Source organism: Pseudarthrobacter sp. J47 (assembly GCF_049810315.1).
In the GTDB taxonomy this organism is placed as follows: Bacteria; Actinomycetota; Actinomycetes; order Actinomycetales; family Micrococcaceae; genus Arthrobacter.
In genome coordinates, this window is sequence record NZ_CP187358.1 from 2,074,872 (window position 1) to 2,093,826 (window position 18,955).

The window sequence follows — 18,955 nt, forward strand, 5'->3', positions numbered from 1 at the left end:
ATGCTTAGGCGTTGAAGAAGGCCTTGAGGTCCTCGACCCGGTCCAGGCGCTCCCACGTGAAGTCCGGCTCGTCGCGGCCGAAGTGGCCGTGTGCTGCAGTCTTTGCGTAAATGGGACGCTTCAGGTCAAGGGCATCGATGATGGCGCGTGGGCGGAGGTCGAAGATCTCCGCTATGGCCTGGCTGATCCGGGCAGGATCAACGGTTTCGGTGCCGAAGGTTTCCACGTAGGTGCCCACCGGGCGTGCCTGGCCAATGGCGTAGGCAATCTGGATCTCGGCGCGCTTGGCCAGGCCCGCAGCCACAACATTCTTGGCAACCCAGCGCATGGCGTACGCTGCGGAACGGTCCACCTTGGACGGGTCCTTGCCGGAGAACGCGCCGCCACCGTGGCGGGCAAAGCCACCATAAGTGTCCACGATGATCTTCCGGCCGGTCAGCCCTGCATCTCCCACCGGGCCGCCGATGACGAATTCGCCGGCGGGGTTAAGGATGTTGTGGGCGCGGGAGATATCCAGGTTCGCAGATGCCAGGACGGGATCGATCACGTAGGAGGCAAGGTCTGCCCGGAGCTGGTCGAGGCTGGCGCCTTCAGCGTGCTGGCTGGAGATGACCACTGTCTCGACGGAAACGGGGGTGTCGCCGTCGTAGCCGACGGTGACCTGGGTTTTTCCGTCCGGACGAAGGTAGGCCAGCTGGCCATTCTTGCGGACCTCGGTCAGGCGTTCCGAAAGCCGGTGCGCCAGCCAGATGGGCGTGGGCATAAAGGAAGGGGTTTCGTCGCTCGCGTAACCGAACATCAGGCCCTGGTCCCCTGCACCCTGGAGGTCGTAGTCGTCCTCCTGGCGGCCTTCACGGGCTTCGAGGGAATTGAAAACTCCGCCGGCAATGTCATTGGACTGCTGGCCGATGGAGACTGAAACCCCACACCGGGCGCCGTCGAATCCGTTGGCTGAGGAATCATAGCCAATCCCCAGGATGGTCTCGCGGACAATCTGCGGGATCTCCACGTAGGCGTCAGTGGTGACTTCCCCGGCAACGTGGACGAGGCCGGTAGTGGCCATGGTCTCCACGGCAACGCGCGATTCGGGGTCGGCGGCCAGCAGCGCGTCCAGGATGGCATCGCTGATCTGGTCGCAGATCTTGTCAGGGTGCCCCTCTGTGACCGACTCTGACGTGAAGAGTCGCAGCGCGGCAGGGGTGTCCCCCTGGGTGTGGGGAATATGCAGGGGTAAAGTCACTCAACTACCTTACTGGTTGGATTGCGCGGGGGCCGCGGCAGATGTCTCCCGGCTACGGGAAAACACCACAGCCGACGCCTCAGATGTGGGGAACAACACGGCCCAGTTCCGAGCCGATACGCCGGACCACGGCAGCCGAAACCTGGTCCTTGGTACCCTCGACGGACTCCGGCCCGGTGCCGGAAGCAGAGAGGATCACCACGGAGTTTGAATCCTGGCCGAATACTTTGTCCCGGCCTACCTGGTTCACCACCAGGAGGTCACAGCCTTTGCGCTCGAGCTTGGCGCGCGCGTAACCGAGGACGTCGCCGTGCTCATCCCCGGTTTCGGCAGCGAAACCGACAATCAGCTGTGTACGGCCCGCTTCCGCGCGTTGCTGAACCAGTTCATGGAGAATGTCCGGGTTCCGGACCAGGCTGATCACGGGATCGTCGGCGTCGTCACGCTTCTTGATCTTGGTATCCGACACCGCGGCGGGCCGGAAATCCGCCACCGCCGCAGCCATCACAATAACGTCCGAGTTCGCAGCTGCTGCATGCATGGCCTCGCGCAGCTCCAGCGCGGTTTCCACGGAAACAACATCAACTCCCACGGGAGCCGGGACGTCCATATGGGCAGCCACAAGCGTGACTGCCGCACCGGCGTCCCGCGCAGCCGCAGCCAGTGCCACACCCTGCTTGCCGGAGGAACGGTTGCCCAGGAAACGTACCGGATCCAGCGGTTCCCGCGTGCCGCCGGCGCTGATGGTCACGGTCCGTCCCGCAAGGGAAAGACCGGCGGGGGCAGCTTCAGAGGGCGTGGGAACTTCCAGGAAGTCCGACGGCGGTGCGGCCAGTGCCAGCGCGGCGTCGAAGATCGCTTCGGGTTCAGGCAGGCGGCCCGGCCCGGAGTCGGCGCCGGTGAGGCGGCCGCTGGCAGGGTCCAATACCGTGATTCCGCGGCTGCGGAGGGTTTCGACGTTGGCGCGGGTGGCGGCGTTCTGCCACATCTCGGTGTGCATGGCGGGTGCAAACAGCACGGGACCGCGCGCCATCAGCAACGTGTTGGTGAGGAGATCGTTGGCCTGTCCGGTGGCGGCGCGTGCCAGAAGGTCTGCCGTGGCGGGGGCCACGACAATCAGGTCCGCCTCGTGTCCGAGCCGGACATGGCGGACCTGGTCCACGTCGTCGAAAACACTGTTGGTGACCGGGTGGCCTGACAGTGCCTCCCAGGTGGCTACGCCGACAAACCGGGTTGATGCCTCGGTGGGGACCACCGTGACGTCGTGGCCGGCCTCAGTAAAAAGCCGGAGGAGGGAAGCTGCTTTATAGGCAGCGATCCCTCCCCCGACTCCCAGGACTATGCGCACGTGGGTGGGGCTACTCTGCGGCTTCGATCGGCGTCGAAACGAGCTTGCCTTCGTTGATCTCGCGCAGGGCGATGGACAGCGACTTCTCGTTCAGCTTGGTGTCAACCAACGGGCCAACGTACTCGAAGAGGCCCTCGTGCAGCTGGGCGTAGTATGCGTTGATCTGGCGTGCACGCTTGGCACCAAAGATGACCAGACCGTACTTGGAATCCGCTGCTTCAAGCAGGGAGTCGATCGGCGGGTTGATGATGCCTTCAAGGTTCGTGGACACGAATTCTCCAAATTCTAACGGGCGGGTACGTACCGGCGCTCAGCGCGGGTTCGGATCCAGCCCCATGAGTGAAACAAGCTCGTCCGCTGCCCGGCGAACGTCGTCATTGATGACGGTGTGGTCGAACTCCGGTTCAGCAGCAAGTTCCAGTTTAGCGGTTTCCAGCCTGCGCTGCTGTTCTTCCGGGGTTTCGGTGCCACGGCCCACAAGCCGGCGGACCATTTCTTCCCAGCTGGGCGGGGCAAGGAAGACGAACTGCGCGTCCGGGACGGCCTCTTTTACCTGGCGGGCGCCCTGCAGGTCGATTTCCAGAAGCACTGACCGGCCCTCGGCGATCGCCTTGTTGACGGTGCTCTTCAGCGTGCCGTAGGTGTTCTGCCCGTGGACCACTGCCCACTCTAGGAATTCGCCGGCCTCGACCAGGTCCGCGAACTCTTCCTTGGACTTGAAGAAGTAGTGGACGCCGTCCTGCTCACCCGGCCGTGGGGCGCGGGTGGTGGCCGATACGGAGAGCCAGACCTGGGGATAGTTGTCCCGGATGTAGGTGGATACTGTGCCTTTGCCAACGGCCGTTGGGCCGGCGAGGACTGTCAGTCCGGGTTTCTTGCTCACGTATTCCTTTGCGGCGGTATTCGGCTGGCCGGCTCTTTGGTCCGGCTACTGCTTTGCGTCTATAAAATCTACCAGTGCCTGGCGCTGGTGAATGCCCAGGCCACGCAGCCTACGCGATGCGGCAATGCCCAACTGGTCCATGATGGCCGCTGCGCGCACCTTTCCGATGCCCGCCATCGATTCCAGCAGTTCGCTGACCTTCATGCGTGCCAGGGCATCGTCCTTAGCTGCCGCGGACAACAGTTCAGCAGCGCTTAGCTGGCCGTTTTTGAGCCTGTCCTTGGCGGCTGCACGGGCTGCCCGGGCAGCCGCAGCTTTGGTCAGCGCTTCAGCACGTTCCTGGGCGGTAAGGGGTCGAAGGCTCACTGTAGTCGTCTCCCGTGGTTGTAGGTTCAGGAGCAGTCCAGGGCGGGCGCCCTCTACTGTTCCTGAACCTACTCCCGCCCTGCCTGGTTAATCAATGCGCAGGAGGTCCACGGTGCGCAGCGCTGCATCCTGCAGGCCCCGGGGGTCCGGGCCCGCAGCCAGGATCTCGCGGCTGGAGGTCCCCAGCACCTGCGGGTACGCGGACCCGAAGGTTTCGCGCATGTCCCCGGCAGTACCGCCCTGGGCACCCAGGCCCGGTGCCAGGATGGGACCTGCCATCGCTGCAAGATCGAGCTGGAGGCGTTCGACGGCGGCACCCACCGTGGCGCCCACTACCAGTCCCACTGAACCCAGGGTGTTCACTGCAGACGGAAGCAGCGCTGCGACGCGGCTGTTCTCTGCAGCCGCGGCTTCGGTAATGCGTCGGGCGACGGAGTCATCCGCTCCAACGTGCTGCACCGAGGCACCTTCCGGGTTGGACGTCAGGGCAAGGACAAAAACACCACGGCCGTACTGCACTGCAAGGTCCAGCGCCGGACGGAGGGATTCGAAGCCAAGGTACGGGCTCAGCGTGACGGAATCGGCGGCCAGTGATGACCCGTCCCGCAGCCAGGCGTCAGCGTAAGCGGCCATGGTGGAGCCGATGTCGCCGCGTTTGGCATCAGCAATGCTGAGTACGTCCGCGTCGCCGGCTGCGGCCAGTACTTCTTCGAGCACCGCCATCCCGGCTGAGCCGTGGCGTTCGTAAAGTGCCACCTGTGGCTTCACCGCGGCAGCGAGGGAACTGACGGCTTCCAGCGCGGTGAGTGAAAAGCGCCGCAGTCCCTCGACGTCGTCGTTCAGGCCCCAGTCCTTCAGCAGCGCCGGGTGCGGATCGATGCCCACGCACAAGGGACCGCGCTCGATCATGGCCGCAGCCAGCCGGGCACCAAAAGGTTCCCGGCCGGCCGTTTCACTCCCGGCTGGTGTGGCCTCAGGCATGCTGCAGCGCAACCTTCTGCGCGTCTGCCTGCTGGGACGCCGCCAGGGCCGCAGCGTGCTCCTGCAGGCTGGTGACTGACCACTCGTAGGTGCGCATGGCTTCGATGGCCTGCACCGCCGCGTTGAATTCAGCCACAGTGGTGATGCAGGGAATGCCGATCGAGGTGGCAGCCGCACGGAGTTCGTAGCCGTCGCTGCGGGCCTCGCCACCGGAAGGCGTGTTGAAGACCATGTCGATCTCGCCGGCGATGATGAGGTCTGCGATGGTGCCTTCGCCCTCGGCGCTGGAGCCCTCTGCCACCTTTCGGACGGGCGTGGCCTGGATGCCGTTGCGGCGCAGGACGTCGGCGGTGCCGCCGGTGGAGACGATCTCGAAACCGAGGTCGGATAGCCGCTTGACGCCCATGATCACCGAGCGCTTGTCCCGGTTGGCGACCGAAACGAAGATCTTGCCTTCCGTGGGCAGCGCGTTGTTGGCGGCAGCCTGGCTCTTCGCGAACGCGGTGTCGAAGTGCTTGTCGATGCCCATCACTTCACCCGTGGAGCGCATTTCCGGGCCCAGGAGGGAGTCCACAACCTTGCCCTCCGGAGTGCGGAAGCGGCTGAACGGAAGCACTGCTTCCTTGACTGATACCGGCGCGTCCAGCGGCAGCGTGGAGCCGTCGCCGGTTTCCGGCAGCATCTTGTAGGCGGTGCGGAGCTGGTGGATGGTGACGCCGGTGCCGATCAGGGCAGCCGCCTTGGCCATTTGCACGCCGGTTGCCTTGGACACGAACGGTACGGTGCGCGATGCACGCGGGTTCGCTTCCAGGACGTACAGCACATCCGAGGCCAGGGCGAACTGGATGTTGATCAGGCCGCGCACGCCAACGCCTTCAGCGATGGCGCGGGTTGCTGTGCGGACCCGCTCCAGGACGTTGCCGCCCAGGGTGATCGGCGGCAGGACGCACGCGGAGTCACCGGAGTGGATGCCGGCTTCCTCGATGTGTTCCATGATGCCGCCCACGTAGATGTCCTTGCCGTCGAACAGCGCGTCGACGTCGATCTCGACGGCGTCCTCCAGGAAGCGGTCGATCAGCACCGGGTGGTCCGGGGTGATCTCCGTGGCGTTGGCGATGTAGCGGGAGAGGTTGGCTTCGTCGTAGACAATCTCCATGCCACGGCCGCCCAGTACGTAGGACGGGCGGACGAGCACCGGGTAGCCGATCTCATCAGCGATCTTCTTGGCGTCCTCGAACGAGACGGCCGTGCCGTTCTTCGGGGAGATCAGCCCGGCCTGGTCCAGCACGCGGGCGAAGGCGCCACGGTGCTCGGCAAGGTCGATCGCCTCCGGCGAGGTACCCAGGATGGGAACCCCGGCGTCGGCAAGCTGCTGTGCCAGCTTCAGCGGGGTCTGGCCGCCCAGCTGGACGAACACGCCCATCACGCCGCCGGTGCGTTCTTCGGCCGCGATGACTTCCAGGACGTCTTCGAGCGTCAGCGGCTCGAAGTAGAGACGGGTGGAGACGTCGTAGTCGGTGGAGACCGTTTCCGGGTTGCAGTTGACCATCACGGTCTCGTAGCCTGCCTTGCGCAGCGCCATGGAAGCATGCACGCACGAGTAGTCGAACTCGATGCCCTGGCCGATCCGGTTGGGACCGGAGCCAAGGATCAGGATGGACGGCTTGGCGTGCAGCGCAACCTCGTCCTCTTCGTCGTAGGCGGAGTAGTGGTACGGCGTGTAGGCGGCGAACTCGGCAGCGCAGGTATCCACTGTCTTGTAGACGGGGCGGATTCCCAGGGCCTGCCGGACGCCGCGGACCACGGCCTCGGAATTGTGGGTCAGTGCACCGATCTGCTCGTCGGAGAAGCCGTGGCGCTTGGCCCGCTGCAGCATCTCCAAGGTCAGCGCGGGCGCCTGGCGGATCTCGTGGGAGATTTCGTTGAGCAGCTGCAGCTGGTCAAGGAACCAGGGATCGATCTTGGTGGCCTCGAAGAGGTCCTCCACCGTGGCGCCGCCCAGCATGGCTCGCTGGACCTGGTGCAGGCGGTCCGTGGTGGGCCGCTTGGCCTTTTCGATCAGCTCGGCGACTTCGTATTCGGGGACGTGGCTGAAGTCCAGCTGCGAACCCTTCTGCTCCAGTGACCGGAGGGCCTTCTGCAGGGCCTCGGTGAAGTTGCGGCCCATGGCCATGGCCTCACCCACCGACTTCATGGTGGTGGTCAGGGTGTTGTCCGCTGCCGGGAACTTCTCGAAGGCGAAACGCGGGACCTTGACCACTACGTAGTCGAGCGTGGGCTCGAAGGACGCCGGGGTCTTCTGGGTGATGTCGTTCGGGATCTCGTCCAGCGTGTAGCCCAGTGACAGCTTGGTGGCGATCTTGGCAATGGCAAAGCCGGTGGCCTTCGACGCCAGTGCCGAGGAACGGGACACGCGCGGGTTCATTTCGATGACCACCACGCGGCCGGTTGCGGGATCGATGGCGAACTGGATGTTGCAGCCGCCGGTGTCCACGCCAACCTCGCGGATGACGGCGATGGAGATGTCGCGCAGGCGCTGGTATTCGCGGTCCGTCAGGGTCAGGGCGGGTGCGACAGTGATGGAGTCGCCGGTGTGGACACCTACGGGATCGAAGTTCTCGATGGAGCAGACAACCACGACGTTGTCGTTCTTGTCGCGCATCATCTCGAGCTCGTATTCCTTCCAGCCGAGGATGCTCTCTTCGAGCAGCACCTCGCTGGTGGGGCTGTACTGCAGGCCCTGGCCCACGATGCGGCGGAGGTCATCCTCGTTGTACGCAAGGCCGGAGCCCAGGCCGCCCATGGTGAAGGAAGGCCGGACCACCATGGGGTAACCGAGGTCCACGGCCGCCGTCAGGGCCTCGTCCATGGTGTGGATGATGTGGCTGCGGGCCGACTCTGCTCCACAGCGCTCCACAACGCCCTTGAACTTTTCGCGGTCCTCACCGAGTTCGATCGCGGCGATGTTGGCACCGATCAGTTCGACGTTGTACTTCTCCAGCACACCGTTCTTGTCCAGCGCGATGGCTGTGTTCAGCGCAGTCTGGCCGCCTAGGGTGGGCAGAACGGCGTCCGGGCGTTCCTTGGCGATGATCTTCTCCACCACCTCGGGGGTGATGGGCTCAATGTAGGTGGCGTCCGCGAACTCGGGGTCCGTCATGATGGTGGCCGGGTTGGAGTTCACCAGGATGACCCGCAGGCCCTCCTCCTTGAGGACGCGCAGGGCCTGCGTTCCGGAGTAATCAAACTCGGCGGCCTGACCGATGACGATCGGGCCGGATCCAATGACGAGGACGCTTTTGAGATCTGTACGTTTCGGCATTACTTCTTGTCCTCAGTCTTGTTGTCATTGGAGTTGTCAGCGTCGGCCGGGTTCTTCGAGTCCACCGGCTCCTTGGAAAGGTTGGCGGTCCGGCCGTCCCGGGTGCCTTCCATCAGGTCGATGAAGCGGTCAAACAGGTAGGCGGCGTCGTGGGGGCCGGCTGCTGCCTCGGGGTGGTATTGGACCGAGAACGCAGGAATGTCCAGGCACGCGAGTCCCTCGACGACGTCGTCGTTAAGGCTGATGTGGCTGACCTCCACCCGGCCGTAGCGTTCCTCCGGAGCCTGGGTGGCGCCGTCGAGCGGTGCATCAACGGCGAAGCCGTGGTTCTGCGAGGTGATCTCCACCTTGCCCGTGCGGCGGTCCATCACGGGCTGGTTGATCCCGCGGTGGCCGTACCGGAGCTTGTAGGTGCCAAAGCCCAGCGCGCGGCCCAGGATCTGGTTGCCGAAGCAGATACCGAAGTACGGCAGCTTCTCGTCCAGGACCGAGCGGAGCAGTTTGACCTGGGCATCGGCGGTGGCGGGGTCACCCGGGCCGTTGGACATAAAGAAGCCGTCCGGGTTTACCGCTTTGACGTCTTCCAGTGTTGCCGTGGCGGGGAGCACGTGGACGCGAACGCCGCGCTCGGCGAAGCGGACCGGGGTCATGGCCTTGATGCCGAGGTCGATCGCGGCAATGCTGAACCGGGGCTCGCCGTCCCAGCCGTGGTCCTTGGGCTCCACAACGTATGCCTCATCAACGCTGACTTCCTCGGCCAGCCGGGCGCCTTCCATGGGGGCGCTGGCGAGGACTGCATCAAGTAGCTCCTTGTCCGTGGCCTGTGCGGCGTCTCCGGAGAAGATGCCCGCACGCATGGTCTTGTGTTCACGCAGGTGGCGGGTGATGGCGCGGGTGTCCACGCCCTGGATTCCAACGATCCCCTGCTCGATCAGTTCCTGGTCCAGGCTGCGCTCCGAGCGCCAGTTCGACGGGCGGCGGGCGGCATCGCGGACGACGTAGCCGGCCACCCAGATGCGCCGGGACTCGGCATCGTCATCATTGACGCCGGTGTTGCCGATGTGGGGCGCCGTCTGGACCACCAGCTGGCGGGCGTACGAGGGGTCCGTGATGGTCTCCTGGTAGCCGGTCATACCGGTGGCGAAGACTGCTTCGCCCAGGGTGGTTCCGATGGCGCCATAGCTCTGGCCGCGGAAGATCCGGCCGTCTTCCAAGACAAGGGCGGCCGGGGCGGAGGCTGCGGGCTGGGCCGGAGCGGAGGTTGCTGTCACTGGGTTCGCTTTCCCTGATGTTTCTGTCACTGATGTTTCTGTTGCTGCTGGGTCTGTTGCTGTGCGGGGTTCCGTCACTGTATTACTTTCCATGATTGGCACCCGCCGATGGGGCCGAAGAGATCAATTCCTGGAGGGCATCGAAGAGGATTTCCTTGTCCGCCGCCCGGCGTGTGCGGAATCCGGTGTCCAGGCCACGGTCGCCATGTTGCCAGCTGAGGATCAGGAGCCCGTCCTTTTCCACGAACTTCCCTGCCATGCCGCTGTCCTGGCGCACGCCGGTCAGGCTGCCGGCCGGAATGTATAACGGGGACGCACCGGAACGGTCGAAAACCACGCCGTGGGGGTACACGGCGAGTTCGGCGTTGGTCCGGATGCCCAGCCCATGCGCTGCGATCCTGTCCAGCCAGTCACCGGAGGTGGTGGTGGAGACATACTGGCCCTCGGCTGCCACCACCGGCGCACCAGGTGCGGACGGGAGTTCAGGCAGGAGTCCGACGTCGGCCTGCCGCCTGAGCCTGTTCCGCCAGCCCATGCCGATCAGGGCGAAGGCGACGACGATCAACGCGAGGGTGATGAGGAGGGAGAGGAGCCTGGTGTCCATCAGGGCGCACCCGTTGGCGCCGCTGCCGGGTGCCGGTACGGGGTGTTCAGGCCGCCGTCCAGGACCGTGGGGTGGCCCTTGAAGAAGGTGGCCATGACCTTGCCGGGCAGTTCCATGCCCTTGAACGGAGAGTTGCGGCCCATGGTTGCCATCTTAGAAGGCTCAACCTGCCAGCGCGCGGCCGGATCAACCAGGATGATGTTGGCGGGTTCTCCGGCCTCCAGCGGGCGGCCCTGGTCAGCGACGCGGCCGATAACCGCGGGCGTGGTGGAAGTGACCCTGGCGAAAGCCGCCCAGTCCATCAGGCCGGTATCGATCATGGTCTGCTGCACCACGGAGAGCGCCGTTTCCAGGCCTGTCATGCCCATGGCCGCCTGGGCCCACTCGCATTCCTTGTGCTCGCTGGGGTGCGGTGCGTGGTCGGTGCCGATGACGTCGATGGTGCCGTCAGCGAGTGCTTCGCGCAGGGCCTGGACATCGGCATCAGTACGCAGCGGCGGGTTCACCTTGTAGACGGGATCGTAGCTGCGGACCAGTTCGTCGGTGAGGAGCAGGTGGTGCGGGGTTACCTCAGCAGTGACGTTGATGCCCCGGCCCTTGGCCCACCGGATGATTTCCACGGAGCCCGCGGTGGAGACGTGGCAGACGTGGAGCCGGGAACCCACATGCTGGGCCAGCAGGACGTCCCGGGCGATGATGCTTTCCTCCGCAACCGCAGGCCAGCCGGCGAGGCCGAGCACTGAGGAAACCGTGCCTTCGTTCATCTGGGCACCGGCGGTGAGGCGCGGTTCCTGCGCATGCTGGGCCACCACGCCGTCGAAGGCCTTGACGTACTCAAGGGCGCGGCGCATCAGGACAGGATCGTGGACGCAGATTCCGTCATCGGAAAAGACTCTCACCTGTGCACGGGAGTCGGCCATGGCGCCGAGTTCGGCAAGCTGCTCCCCTGCCAGGCCTACAGTGACGGCACCCACCGGGCGGACGTCCACCCAGCCTGATGCCCGGCCCAGGCTGTGCACCTGTTCAACAACACCGGCGGTATCCGCCACGGGGTTGCTGTTCGCCATGGCGTGGACGGCTGTGTAGCCTCCCAGGGCAGCGGCCCGGGTGCCGGTTTCGACTGTCTCGGCATCTTCCCGGCCGGGTTCGCGCAGGTGGGTGTGGATGTCCACCATGCCAGGCAGTGCCACAAGGCCCGCGGCGTCGATGACCGTGGCGTCTGCTGCATCCTCCGCGGCAGAGGCATCGGCGCCGCGGGCGGCGATCACGCCGTCGCGGATCAGCAGGTCCTCAGCAGCGCCACCCAGGATCGCAGCGCCGCGGATCAGGTAGACCCCGTTGTTCTCAGCCATTACTTGCTCTCCTTCATGGAATGGGCGGCGGTGCCGGAGGCGGCCGCGAGGGCGGGCTCCCGGGTGTCTCCGGACATCAGCAGGTACAGTGCGGCCATCCGAACGGACACGCCGTTTCGTACCTGTGCCAGGACGGTTGACCGCGGTGAGTCCGCTGCCGCCGACGAAATTTCGAGGCCCCGGTTCATGGGGCCCGGGTGCATGATGATGGTGTCCTTCAGGCCCAGGGTGTCCAGCGACCGGAGGCGGTTGTCGTCAAATCCCCACCGCCGCGAGTATTCGCGGGTACTGGGGAAGAACGAGGCGTTCATCCGCTCGCCCTGGACCCGGAGCATCATCACGGAGTCCACTCCGCCTTCGATGACTTCGTCCAGGTTGTAGCTGACCTTGCAGGGCCAGGATTCGACGCCGATGGGCAGCAGGGTGGGCGGAGCCACCAGTGTTACGTCTGCACCGAGCGTTCGCAGGAGCCACACGTTCGACCGTGCCACCCTGGAGTGCAGGACGTCGCCGGCGATGGCGACGCGCATGCCGGAGAGGTCTGCTCCGATCGACGCGGCACCGCTGAGCTTTGCCCAGTGCCGGCGCATGGTGAAAGCGTCCAGGAGTGCCTGGGTGGGGTGTTCGTGGGTTCCGTCGCCGGCGTTGATGACGGCGGCGTCGATCCAGTCCGTGGCGGCAAGCCGGTGCGGTGCGCCGGAGGCCCAGTGCCGGATGACGACTGCGTCCGCGCCCATGGCTGAGAGCGTCTGTGCGGTGTCCTTCAGGGATTCGCCCTTGGAGACGGAGGATCCCTTGGCGGCGAAGTTGATGACGTCCGCGGAGAGCCGCTTGGCTGCGGCCTCGAAGGAGATCCGGGTCCGGGTGGAGTCCTCGAAGAAGAGGTTCACCACGGTGCGGCCGCGGAGCGCGGGAAGTTTCTTGACCTCACGTTCGCCCACTGCCGCCATTTCCTCTGCGGTGTCGAGGATGCGGACGGCGTTTTCAAAACTGAGGTCCTGGGTGGAGAGCAGGTGTTTCACGCGCCTGCCTCGATAACCACTTCGTTGACGGATTCGCCGTCCACGGAGTCGGTTTCGGCCAGCCGGACGCGGACCTTTTCGGATGATGCCGTGGGCAGGTTCTTGCCCACGTGGTCAGCGCGGATGGGCAACTCCCGGTGGCCCCTGTCGATCAGGACCGCCAGCCGGACAATGCGCGGACGGCCAAGGTCCACCAGCGCGTCAAGGGCGGCACGGATGGTGCGGCCGGAGTACAGGACATCATCGATCAGCACCACCACTTTGTTGTCGATGCCCGACGCCGGAAGCTGGGTGGGGTACGGAGGCCTGGTGGGCTGGTGGGACAGATCGTCCCGGAACATGGTGACGTCGAGCTGGCCGACTATTGCGGCGGCATCGACTGTGGAATCGGCTTCGGCGATTTTTCCGGCGAGCCGGACTGCCAGCGGGTAACCGCGGCGGGGAATGCCCAGCAGCACCAGATCCTGGGAACCCTTGTTTGCCTCGAGGATCTCGTGGGCGATACGAGTCAGTGCACGGTCAATGTCCGCCTGGTTGAGTACAACCCTGGCCGGCACCGGCACATTGGTGACAGAAGTCAACGCTCGTCTCCCCTTTCCCCGCCTCACAGGACGGAATTAAAAAAGGAATATTTGACACTTCAAATTACCACACGACTCCACTTCGGCCGCGCGGTTTCTTGGTTGCCGGCGCATGGCCCCATAGCCTTTCGGCATGTCGAACTATCAGCAGCGGCCGTTCCCGGACGGGTCCTCCGGCGGAGCCCACCGGCAGGGTGGCGCTGGCTACCCGGGTGGCGGGCAGACGAATCCGACCTGGCTGGGGCACGTCGATCCGGGTGACTACCGGCCCGCTCCCAGTGGCCCCTCTGGCGCCGTGCAGCCCATGATTCCGCCCGCTGTGGCGTCACGCGGCAGGCGAAGTGCCGGCGTAATGGTGCTGGTCCTGGGTGGTGCCGCGCTGGCGTTCCTCAGCCTGTTCCTGGTGGTTCCGTTCCTGCTGGCCAGCACCGGAGCCGCCGGGTTCCTTATTGGTTTCCTTGCTTCGCTGGTGCCGCTGGCTGTGGTGCTTCTCACGGTGTTCCTGATTGACCGCTGGGAGCCCGAACCCAAAAGGCTCCTGGTGTTTGCCTTCACGTGGGGAGCTGCTGTTTCGATCGCCGTCACGCTCCTGATCCAGCCGCTGTTCGCCGCATCCAGGGAATTCTCCTCCGACGCCGAATACTTCACGTTTATGGCCACCGTGCAGGCGCCAATCGTCGAGGAGTTCGCGAAGTCGCTGGGGCTGTTGATGCTCCTCCTGCTGGCCAGGAAGCACTTTGACGGCCCGGTAGACGGCGTGGTGTTTGCTTTCACGATCGCCGGCGGCTTCGCCTTCACGGAGAACATTCTCTACTTCGGCCGCGCCGTCGCAGATTCAAGCAGCCCCGCAACGGACCTGGCGTCGGTGTTCTTCCTCCGCGGCATCATGTCGCCGTTCGCGCACGCCGTATTTACGGCAACCACCGGCCTGATCATGGGCTTCGCCGCCCGCAAGTGGCACAACGGCCTTTCGGTGGCCGCGTTCTTCGTGGGCCTGCTGCCTGCCATGTTCCTGCACAACCGCTGGAACAGCATGGGCCAGGACTTCCTGCTGCAGTACCTCATGTTCCAGGTTCCGATGTTCGTGCTGGTGGCAGTCGTCGTCGTACTGGTCCGCCTGGCCGAGAACCGCCTGACCCGGCAGCGGCTGCGGGAGTACGCGGCCGCGGGATGGTTCACGCCCGCGGAAGTGGACATGCTGGCCACCGGGGCGGGCAGGCGCGCTGCGCTGGCCTGGGCTGCGCAATCCAACCGCCGCCCGCACATGAAGGCGTTCATCCGCGCCGCCACGCAGCTGGCTTTCGCACGGCAACGGATCCTGGCCGGCCGCGATGTCCCGGGCCACCAGGTTGATGAACAGCACGCCCTGCAGGAAATCCTGGCGCTAAGGGCGACGGCCGGCCGTTAAACGCCAACTGGCTCGCAGGTAACGTCGTCAAAACGCGAAATGACGACGTTACCTGCGAGCCAGTTTGGAGCCTTTGCCTCAGGCCAGCAGTGAGGGCTTCAACTGCTGCAGGCGGCCGAGGAGGCCGTTGATGAACGACGGCGACTCATCCGTTGAGAGGGTCTTGGCCAGGGCCACGGCCTCGCTGACGGCTACGCCATCCGGGACGTCCTCGTTGTAGAGCAGTTCCCAGGTGCCGATTCGGAGGATGATGCGGTCTACCGACGGCATGCGTTCCAGCGACCAGCCCTGTGAATAGGTCTCCAGGAACTCATCGATGGCGGTCTGCTGCGAGACGACGCCTTCAATGATGTCCACTGTGTAGGGGTTGATGACCTGGTCCGTCCTTTCCCGGCGCGCACGGAGCACGTCAAAGGCCGAAAGGGAGCGCTGCTCCGCTTCGAAAAGTACGTCCAGGGCCCTGTTACGGGCTTTACCGCGTGCGCTCACTACTCGCTGACCCGGCCGAGGTAGCTGCCGTCACGGGTGTCCACCTTGACCTTGGTGTTGTTCTCAACGAACAACGGAACCTGGATTTCGTAGCCGGTCTCCAGGGTGGCGGGCTTGGTGCCGGCCGAGGAGCGGTCGCCCTGCAGGCCCGGCTCCGTGTAGGTGATTTCGAGGACAACGCTCGGGGGGAGTTCGATGTAGAGCGGGTTGCCTTCGTGGATGGCGATGTTGACCATCTGGTTCTCAAGCATGAAGTTGGTGGCGTCGCCAACAGTGGCACCGGAAACGGTGATCTGGTCGTAGTCCGAGGTGTCCATGAACACGAAGTCGGCGCCGTCCTGGTACAGGTACTGGTAATCGCGGCGGTCCACGGTGGCGGTCTCGATCTTTAGTCCGGCGTTGAACGTCTTGTCCACTACCTTGCCGGACATCACGTTGCGCATCTTGGTACGGACGAACGCGCCGCCCTTGCCCGGCTTGACGTGCTGGAACTCGATGATGTTCCACAGCTGGCCCTCAAGCTTAAGGACCGTTCCGTTCTTGATGTCGTTTGTGGTTGCCACTGGTTCCCTCTGGTTTCTCTGTGACTGGTCAGTGCTGCCAGCTGCTTATGCCAGGCAGGCATGCCAAAAGGCCCGCCAGTCTGTTTTTGTCAAAAATCCAAGAACCATTCTACCGGTAATTTGGAAGGCTCCGTCAGGACGCGAGTTCCAGCACGTCGCGGGCACGTTGGAGGGCAACTGTTGAGGCGTAGATCAGGGTCGCCTCTGCGGCCCCTGCAACCTGCAGGTCAAGGGCCCTGGTGAACGCTTCGACGGCGGCAGAAACCCGTCCGGAGGCGTACTGGGTGGCGCCGAGGTGCTGGAGGATCAGTGGTTCCTGTGGGGTGCCGGCAACTTCCGCGAGCAGCTGGCGGTAAAGCAGGATGGCCGGATCGTAGCGGTGCGTAACCCGCAGGACTTCGGCTTCGAAAACCCGCAGGCGCAGCGATTCGGGGTCCTTGTAACGCGCTTCGGCCAGGAGTTCGGCCGCATCAGCGGTGTCCCCCTGGACCAGCAGCACGAAGATCCGGTCTGCGGGATCGGTGCTGGCAGCCAGCGCTGCCTGGCAGTCGTCGTCATTGGTGATTTCCGGCACCAGCGTCAGCGGATTGATCCGGACTCCGGGGAATCCGGCGTCCGGCCATTCGATGGTGGCGGATGCGCTGTCCCACATCAGGACGCGATCTCCTGGTATGCGGCAAACAGGAGTGAGGTGTCCGGAACGTCAAGGATGCCCGGGCGTGCGATGCCGTCCAGCACCACAAAGCGGAGGAGGTCGCCACGGGACTTCTTGTCCCGGCGCATTCCGTCCAGGAGGCCCTGCCAGCGGTCCTTGCGGTAGGTGACAGGAAGGCCAAGTGATTCCAGGATGCTGCGGTGGCGGTCGGCGTCGGCGTCGCTGAGGCGGCCAACACTGCGGGCGAGTTCCGCCGCGAACATCATGCCCACGGAGACGGCAGCACCGTGCCGCCAGGAGTAGCGTTCCACGAGTTCGATCGCGTGGCCCAGGGTGTGTCCGTAGTTGAGGATCTCGCGCAGTCCGGATTCCTTGAGGTCCTGTGAGACCACGTCGGCCTTGACGCTGATGGCGCGTTCAATGAGTTCCCGGAGCACCGGTGACTGCGGATCGGTGACGGCCTCGGGGTCTTTCTCCACCAGGTCCAGGATGGCCGGGTCTGCGATGAATCCGCACTTAACCACTTCCGCCATGCCGGAAATCAGTTCATTTTTTGGCAGGGTTGCAAGGGAATCGAGGTCCACAAGGACGGCGGCCGGCGGGTGGAAGGAGCCCACCAGGTTCTTGCCTTCTGCCGTGTTGATGCCGGTTTTTCCACCAACTGACGCATCAACCATGCCCAGCAGGCTGGTGGGCATATGGACCACCTTGACGCCGCGGAGCCACGTGGCTGCTACGAAGCCGGCAAGGTCCGTCACTGCCCCGCCGCCCACGGAAACAATGGCGTCAGAACGGGTGAAGTCGTTCTGGCCCAGGACCTGCCAGCAGAACGCGGCTACCTGGATGTGCTTGCCTTCTTCGGCATCGGGGATTTCGGCCGTCAGCGCCGTGAAGCCGTCCGCTTCCAGGGATGCCCGCACGGCATCACCGGTCAGCCGCAGGGCCCTGGGGTGGATGACCAGGACCCGCCTGACGCGCTCCCCCAGCACGCCGGCAAGGTTGCCCAGCAGTCCGTTGCCGATGACGACGTCGTAGTTCTGGCCTGAGCCTTCGCCGGTGACCTTGATGGTGGTCGATTGGTTGCTCACTGTTCCACTTCCTGTTGGGCCGCTGCATGGGTTCGCAGCGCTTCTTCGAGGCGGCCTGCCAGTTCCGCCACCGAGCCGTGCCGGACGTCAATAACAACGTCCGCCAAACGCTCATACACTGGCTTGCGGGAGGCGAACAGCGCTTTCCAGCTCTCCACGGCGTCCCCGGCAAGCAGTGGCCGTCCCGAGTTCCTGGTAATGCGTGCCGCCACTGTGTCAACGTCGCATTCGAGGTAGACCACCGTGCATTGCTCCAGCAGCTGCTGGGTGCCGGAGTCCAGGACGGCACCGCCGCCCAGGGAGATGATACGTCCGGTCCCCTGGCCTTCTTCGATGGCCGCAGCTACTGCCTTGGCTTCGATTTCGCGGAACCCGCGCTCACCCCGTGAGGCAAAAATGCCGGGAATGCTGCCGTGGGCTGCCACCACGACGAGGTCCGTGTCAACGAATTCACGGCCCAGCCGTTGCGCCAGCTGGTAGCCGATGGCGCTTTTGCCAACCGCCATGGGGCCGATCAGCACAACAGGCTGCACGCCGGTGGCGCCCGGATTATTGCTGACGGACACTACAGCCCGATCGAGTCCAGCGCGGCGGGGATGTTTTCGAGGTACCCCTTGATGTTGCGCGCGGTCTCGGCAACGGAGTCGCCGCCGAATTTTTCGGTCACGGCATCGGCGAGCACCAGGGCAACCATGGCCTCGGCAACCACGCCGGCAGCGGGGACGGCACAGACGTCCGAACGCTGGTGGTGGGCCTTGGCAGGTTCGCCGGTGCTGACGTCGATGGTCTTGAGGGCGCGCGGAACCGTGGCGATCGGCTTCATGGCAGCCCGGACGCGCAGGACGTCCCCGATGCTCATGCCGCCTTCGATGCCACCGGCACGGTTGCTGGTGCGGACGATCCTGCCGTCTTCATCCTTGACGATTTCGTCGTGCGCGGCTGAACCACGGCGGGCTGCCGTGAGGAATCCGTCACCCACTTCCACGCCCTTGATGGCCTGGATGCCCATCAGCGCGGCGGCCAGCCTCGAGTCGAGGCGGCGGTCCCAGTGGACGTAGCTTCCGAGCCCCGGCGGGAGTCCGTAGGCCAGGACCTCGACGATACCGCCCAGGGTTTCGCCTTCTTTATGCGCGGCGTCCACTTCGGCCACCATGGCGTCGGAGGTTTCGCGGTCGAAGCAGCGCAAGGGATCGGCGTCCAGGGCCAGGACGTTGCCCGGCAGCGGCAGGGGCCGGCCCTCGGGGACGGAGACGCTGGCGATCGAGACTGTGTGGCTGACCAGTTCAATGCCAAGCTGCTTGAGGAACTGGGCGGCCACGGTGCCAAGTGCCACGCGGGTGGCGGTCTCACGCGCGCTGGCGCGTTCCAGGACCGGACGCGCTTCGTCGAACCCGTACTTTTGCATGCCGGTGAAGTCGGCGTGGCCGGGACGGGGCCGGGTGAGCGGGGCGTTACGCGCCTGCTCAGCCAGCAAGGCGGGGTCCACGGCGTCGGCAGACATAATCTGCTCCCACTTGGGCCATTCCGTGTTACCCACTTGAATGGCTACCGGACCGCCCTGGGTTATTCCATGGCGCACGCCACCGAGGATGGACACGGCATCCTGTTCAAACTTCATCCGGGCGCCGCGGCCGTAACCAAGCCTGCGGCGGGCCAGGGAATCCGCGATCTGCTGGCTCGACAGCTCCACGCCTGCGGGGACGCCCTCGATAATTCCCATCAAAGCCGGACCATGGGATTCACCGGCAGTCAACCAACGCAACATAATTTCCATCCTGCCAT

At 64.9% G+C, this 18,955-nt stretch carries 19 protein-coding genes; 1 reads left to right on the plus strand and 18 read right to left on the minus strand.

Annotation, left to right across the window (positions count from 1 at the left end):
- Positions 1–4: 4 nt before the first annotated feature.
- The 12 genes from metK to pyrR form a co-directional block, all read right to left on the minus strand.
- Complete coding sequence (gene metK, locus ACPJW8_RS09425; protein ID WP_330188369.1) at positions 5–1,240, minus strand: methionine adenosyltransferase; 1,236 nt, start codon at positions 1,238–1,240, stop codon at positions 5–7.
- Between the two features lie 79 nt (positions 1,241–1,319).
- Entirely contained in the window at positions 1,320–2,588 is a 1,269-nt protein-coding gene (gene coaBC / locus ACPJW8_RS09430) for a bifunctional phosphopantothenoylcysteine decarboxylase/phosphopantothenate--cysteine ligase CoaBC (protein ID WP_330188370.1), read from the minus strand.
- A 10-nt stretch (positions 2,589–2,598) separates the two neighbouring features.
- Positions 2,599–2,859: a DNA-directed RNA polymerase subunit omega gene (rpoZ, locus tag ACPJW8_RS09435; RefSeq protein ID WP_003800778.1), complete on the minus strand. Its 261-nt coding sequence runs from the start codon at positions 2,857–2,859 to the stop codon at positions 2,599–2,601.
- A gap of 39 nt (positions 2,860–2,898) precedes the next feature.
- Entirely contained in the window at positions 2,899–3,471 is a 573-nt protein-coding gene (gene gmk / locus ACPJW8_RS09440; protein ID WP_330188371.1) for a guanylate kinase, read from the minus strand.
- A gap of 45 nt (positions 3,472–3,516) precedes the next feature.
- Complete coding sequence (gene mihF, locus ACPJW8_RS09445; protein WP_330188372.1) at positions 3,517–3,837, minus strand: integration host factor, actinobacterial type; 321 nt, start codon at positions 3,835–3,837, stop codon at positions 3,517–3,519.
- 87 nt (positions 3,838–3,924) lie between these two features.
- Entirely contained in the window at positions 3,925–4,818 is an 894-nt protein-coding gene (gene pyrF, locus ACPJW8_RS09450; protein WP_330188373.1) for an orotidine-5'-phosphate decarboxylase, read from the minus strand.
- The gene (gene carB / locus ACPJW8_RS09455) at positions 4,811–8,140 is read right to left on the minus strand and encodes a carbamoyl-phosphate synthase large subunit (RefSeq protein ID WP_330188374.1); all 3,330 of its coding nucleotides are present in this window, start codon (positions 8,138–8,140) and stop codon (positions 4,811–4,813) included. The genes pyrF and carB overlap by 8 nt, the downstream gene beginning before the upstream one ends.
- Positions 8,140–9,411, minus strand: coding sequence for a glutamine-hydrolyzing carbamoyl-phosphate synthase small subunit (gene carA / locus ACPJW8_RS09460; RefSeq protein WP_330188375.1), 1,272 nt, complete (start codon positions 9,409–9,411; stop codon positions 8,140–8,142). The genes carB and carA overlap by 1 nt, the downstream gene beginning before the upstream one ends.
- A gap of 82 nt (positions 9,412–9,493) precedes the next feature.
- Complete coding sequence (locus tag ACPJW8_RS09465; protein WP_330188376.1) at positions 9,494–10,015, minus strand: hypothetical protein; 522 nt, start codon at positions 10,013–10,015, stop codon at positions 9,494–9,496.
- A complete protein-coding gene (locus ACPJW8_RS09470) occupies positions 10,015–11,367 on the minus strand; it encodes a dihydroorotase (protein ID WP_330188377.1) in 1,353 nt (450 codons plus the stop codon). Before ACPJW8_RS09470 ends, ACPJW8_RS09465 begins: the two co-directional genes overlap by 1 nt.
- Positions 11,367–12,389, minus strand: a complete 1,023-nt coding sequence (locus ACPJW8_RS09475; protein ID WP_330188378.1) for an aspartate carbamoyltransferase catalytic subunit — start codon at positions 12,387–12,389, stop codon at positions 11,367–11,369. The genes ACPJW8_RS09470 and ACPJW8_RS09475 overlap by 1 nt, the downstream gene beginning before the upstream one ends.
- On the minus strand, positions 12,386–12,970 hold the full coding sequence (pyrR, locus tag ACPJW8_RS09480) for a bifunctional pyr operon transcriptional regulator/uracil phosphoribosyltransferase PyrR (protein ID WP_330188379.1): 585 nt from the start codon (positions 12,968–12,970) through the stop codon (positions 12,386–12,388). Before pyrR ends, ACPJW8_RS09475 begins: the two co-directional genes overlap by 4 nt.
- Positions 12,971–13,103: 133 nt before the next feature.
- Here pyrR and ACPJW8_RS09485 point away from each other — a divergent pair, with 133 nt between their 5' ends.
- Complete coding sequence (locus ACPJW8_RS09485; protein ID WP_330188380.1) at positions 13,104–14,378, plus strand: PrsW family intramembrane metalloprotease; 1,275 nt, start codon at positions 13,104–13,106, stop codon at positions 14,376–14,378.
- A gap of 78 nt (positions 14,379–14,456) precedes the next feature.
- Here ACPJW8_RS09485 and nusB read toward each other — a convergent pair whose 3' ends face one another.
- From nusB to aroC, 6 genes are all read right to left on the minus strand, one after another.
- On the minus strand, positions 14,457–14,867 hold the full coding sequence (nusB, locus tag ACPJW8_RS09490) for a transcription antitermination factor NusB (protein ID WP_330188381.1): 411 nt from the start codon (positions 14,865–14,867) through the stop codon (positions 14,457–14,459).
- The gene (gene efp, locus ACPJW8_RS09495) at positions 14,867–15,430 is read right to left on the minus strand and encodes an elongation factor P (RefSeq protein WP_056079419.1); all 564 of its coding nucleotides are present in this window, start codon (positions 15,428–15,430) and stop codon (positions 14,867–14,869) included. The genes nusB and efp overlap by 1 nt, the downstream gene beginning before the upstream one ends.
- 133 nt (positions 15,431–15,563) lie before the next feature.
- On the minus strand, positions 15,564–16,082 hold the full coding sequence (locus tag ACPJW8_RS09500; protein ID WP_330188382.1) for a tetratricopeptide repeat protein: 519 nt from the start codon (positions 16,080–16,082) through the stop codon (positions 15,564–15,566).
- The gene (gene aroB / locus ACPJW8_RS09505) at positions 16,082–17,173 is read right to left on the minus strand and encodes a 3-dehydroquinate synthase (RefSeq protein ID WP_330188383.1); all 1,092 of its coding nucleotides are present in this window, start codon (positions 17,171–17,173) and stop codon (positions 16,082–16,084) included. Before aroB ends, ACPJW8_RS09500 begins: the two co-directional genes overlap by 1 nt.
- Positions 17,170–17,679, minus strand: coding sequence for a shikimate kinase (locus tag ACPJW8_RS09510; RefSeq protein ID WP_425256470.1), 510 nt, complete (start codon positions 17,677–17,679; stop codon positions 17,170–17,172). Before ACPJW8_RS09510 ends, aroB begins: the two co-directional genes overlap by 4 nt.
- Positions 17,680–17,738: 59 nt before the next feature.
- Positions 17,739–18,938, minus strand: a complete 1,200-nt coding sequence (aroC, locus tag ACPJW8_RS09515) for a chorismate synthase (RefSeq protein WP_330188385.1) — start codon at positions 18,936–18,938, stop codon at positions 17,739–17,741.
- Positions 18,939–18,955 lie beyond the last annotated feature (17 nt).

Bases quoted from the DNA above. Each gene is read 5' to 3' on its own strand.
- aroC (WP_330188385.1), bottom strand. From the start codon at position 18,938: ATGTTGCGTTGGTTGACTGCCGGTGAATCCCATGGTCCGGCTTTGATG.
- ACPJW8_RS09500 (WP_330188382.1), bottom strand. From the start codon at position 16,082: ATGTGGGACAGCGCATCCGCCACCATCGAATGGCCGGACGCCGGATTC.
- ACPJW8_RS09510 (WP_425256470.1), bottom strand. From the start codon at position 17,679: ATGGCGGTTGGCAAAAGCGCCATCGGCTACCAGCTGGCGCAACGGCTG.
- pyrF (WP_330188373.1), bottom strand. From the start codon at position 4,818: ATGCCTGAGGCCACACCAGCCGGGAGTGAAACGGCCGGCCGGGAACCT.
- ACPJW8_RS09465 (WP_330188376.1), bottom strand. From the start codon at position 10,015: ATGGACACCAGGCTCCTCTCCCTCCTCATCACCCTCGCGTTGATCGTC.
- ACPJW8_RS09470 (WP_330188377.1), bottom strand. From the start codon at position 11,367: ATGGCTGAGAACAACGGGGTCTACCTGATCCGCGGCGCTGCGATCCTG.
- carB (WP_330188374.1), bottom strand. From the start codon at position 8,140: ATGCCGAAACGTACAGATCTCAAAAGCGTCCTCGTCATTGGATCCGGC.
- ACPJW8_RS09485 (WP_330188380.1), top strand. From the start codon at position 13,104: ATGTCGAACTATCAGCAGCGGCCGTTCCCGGACGGGTCCTCCGGCGGA.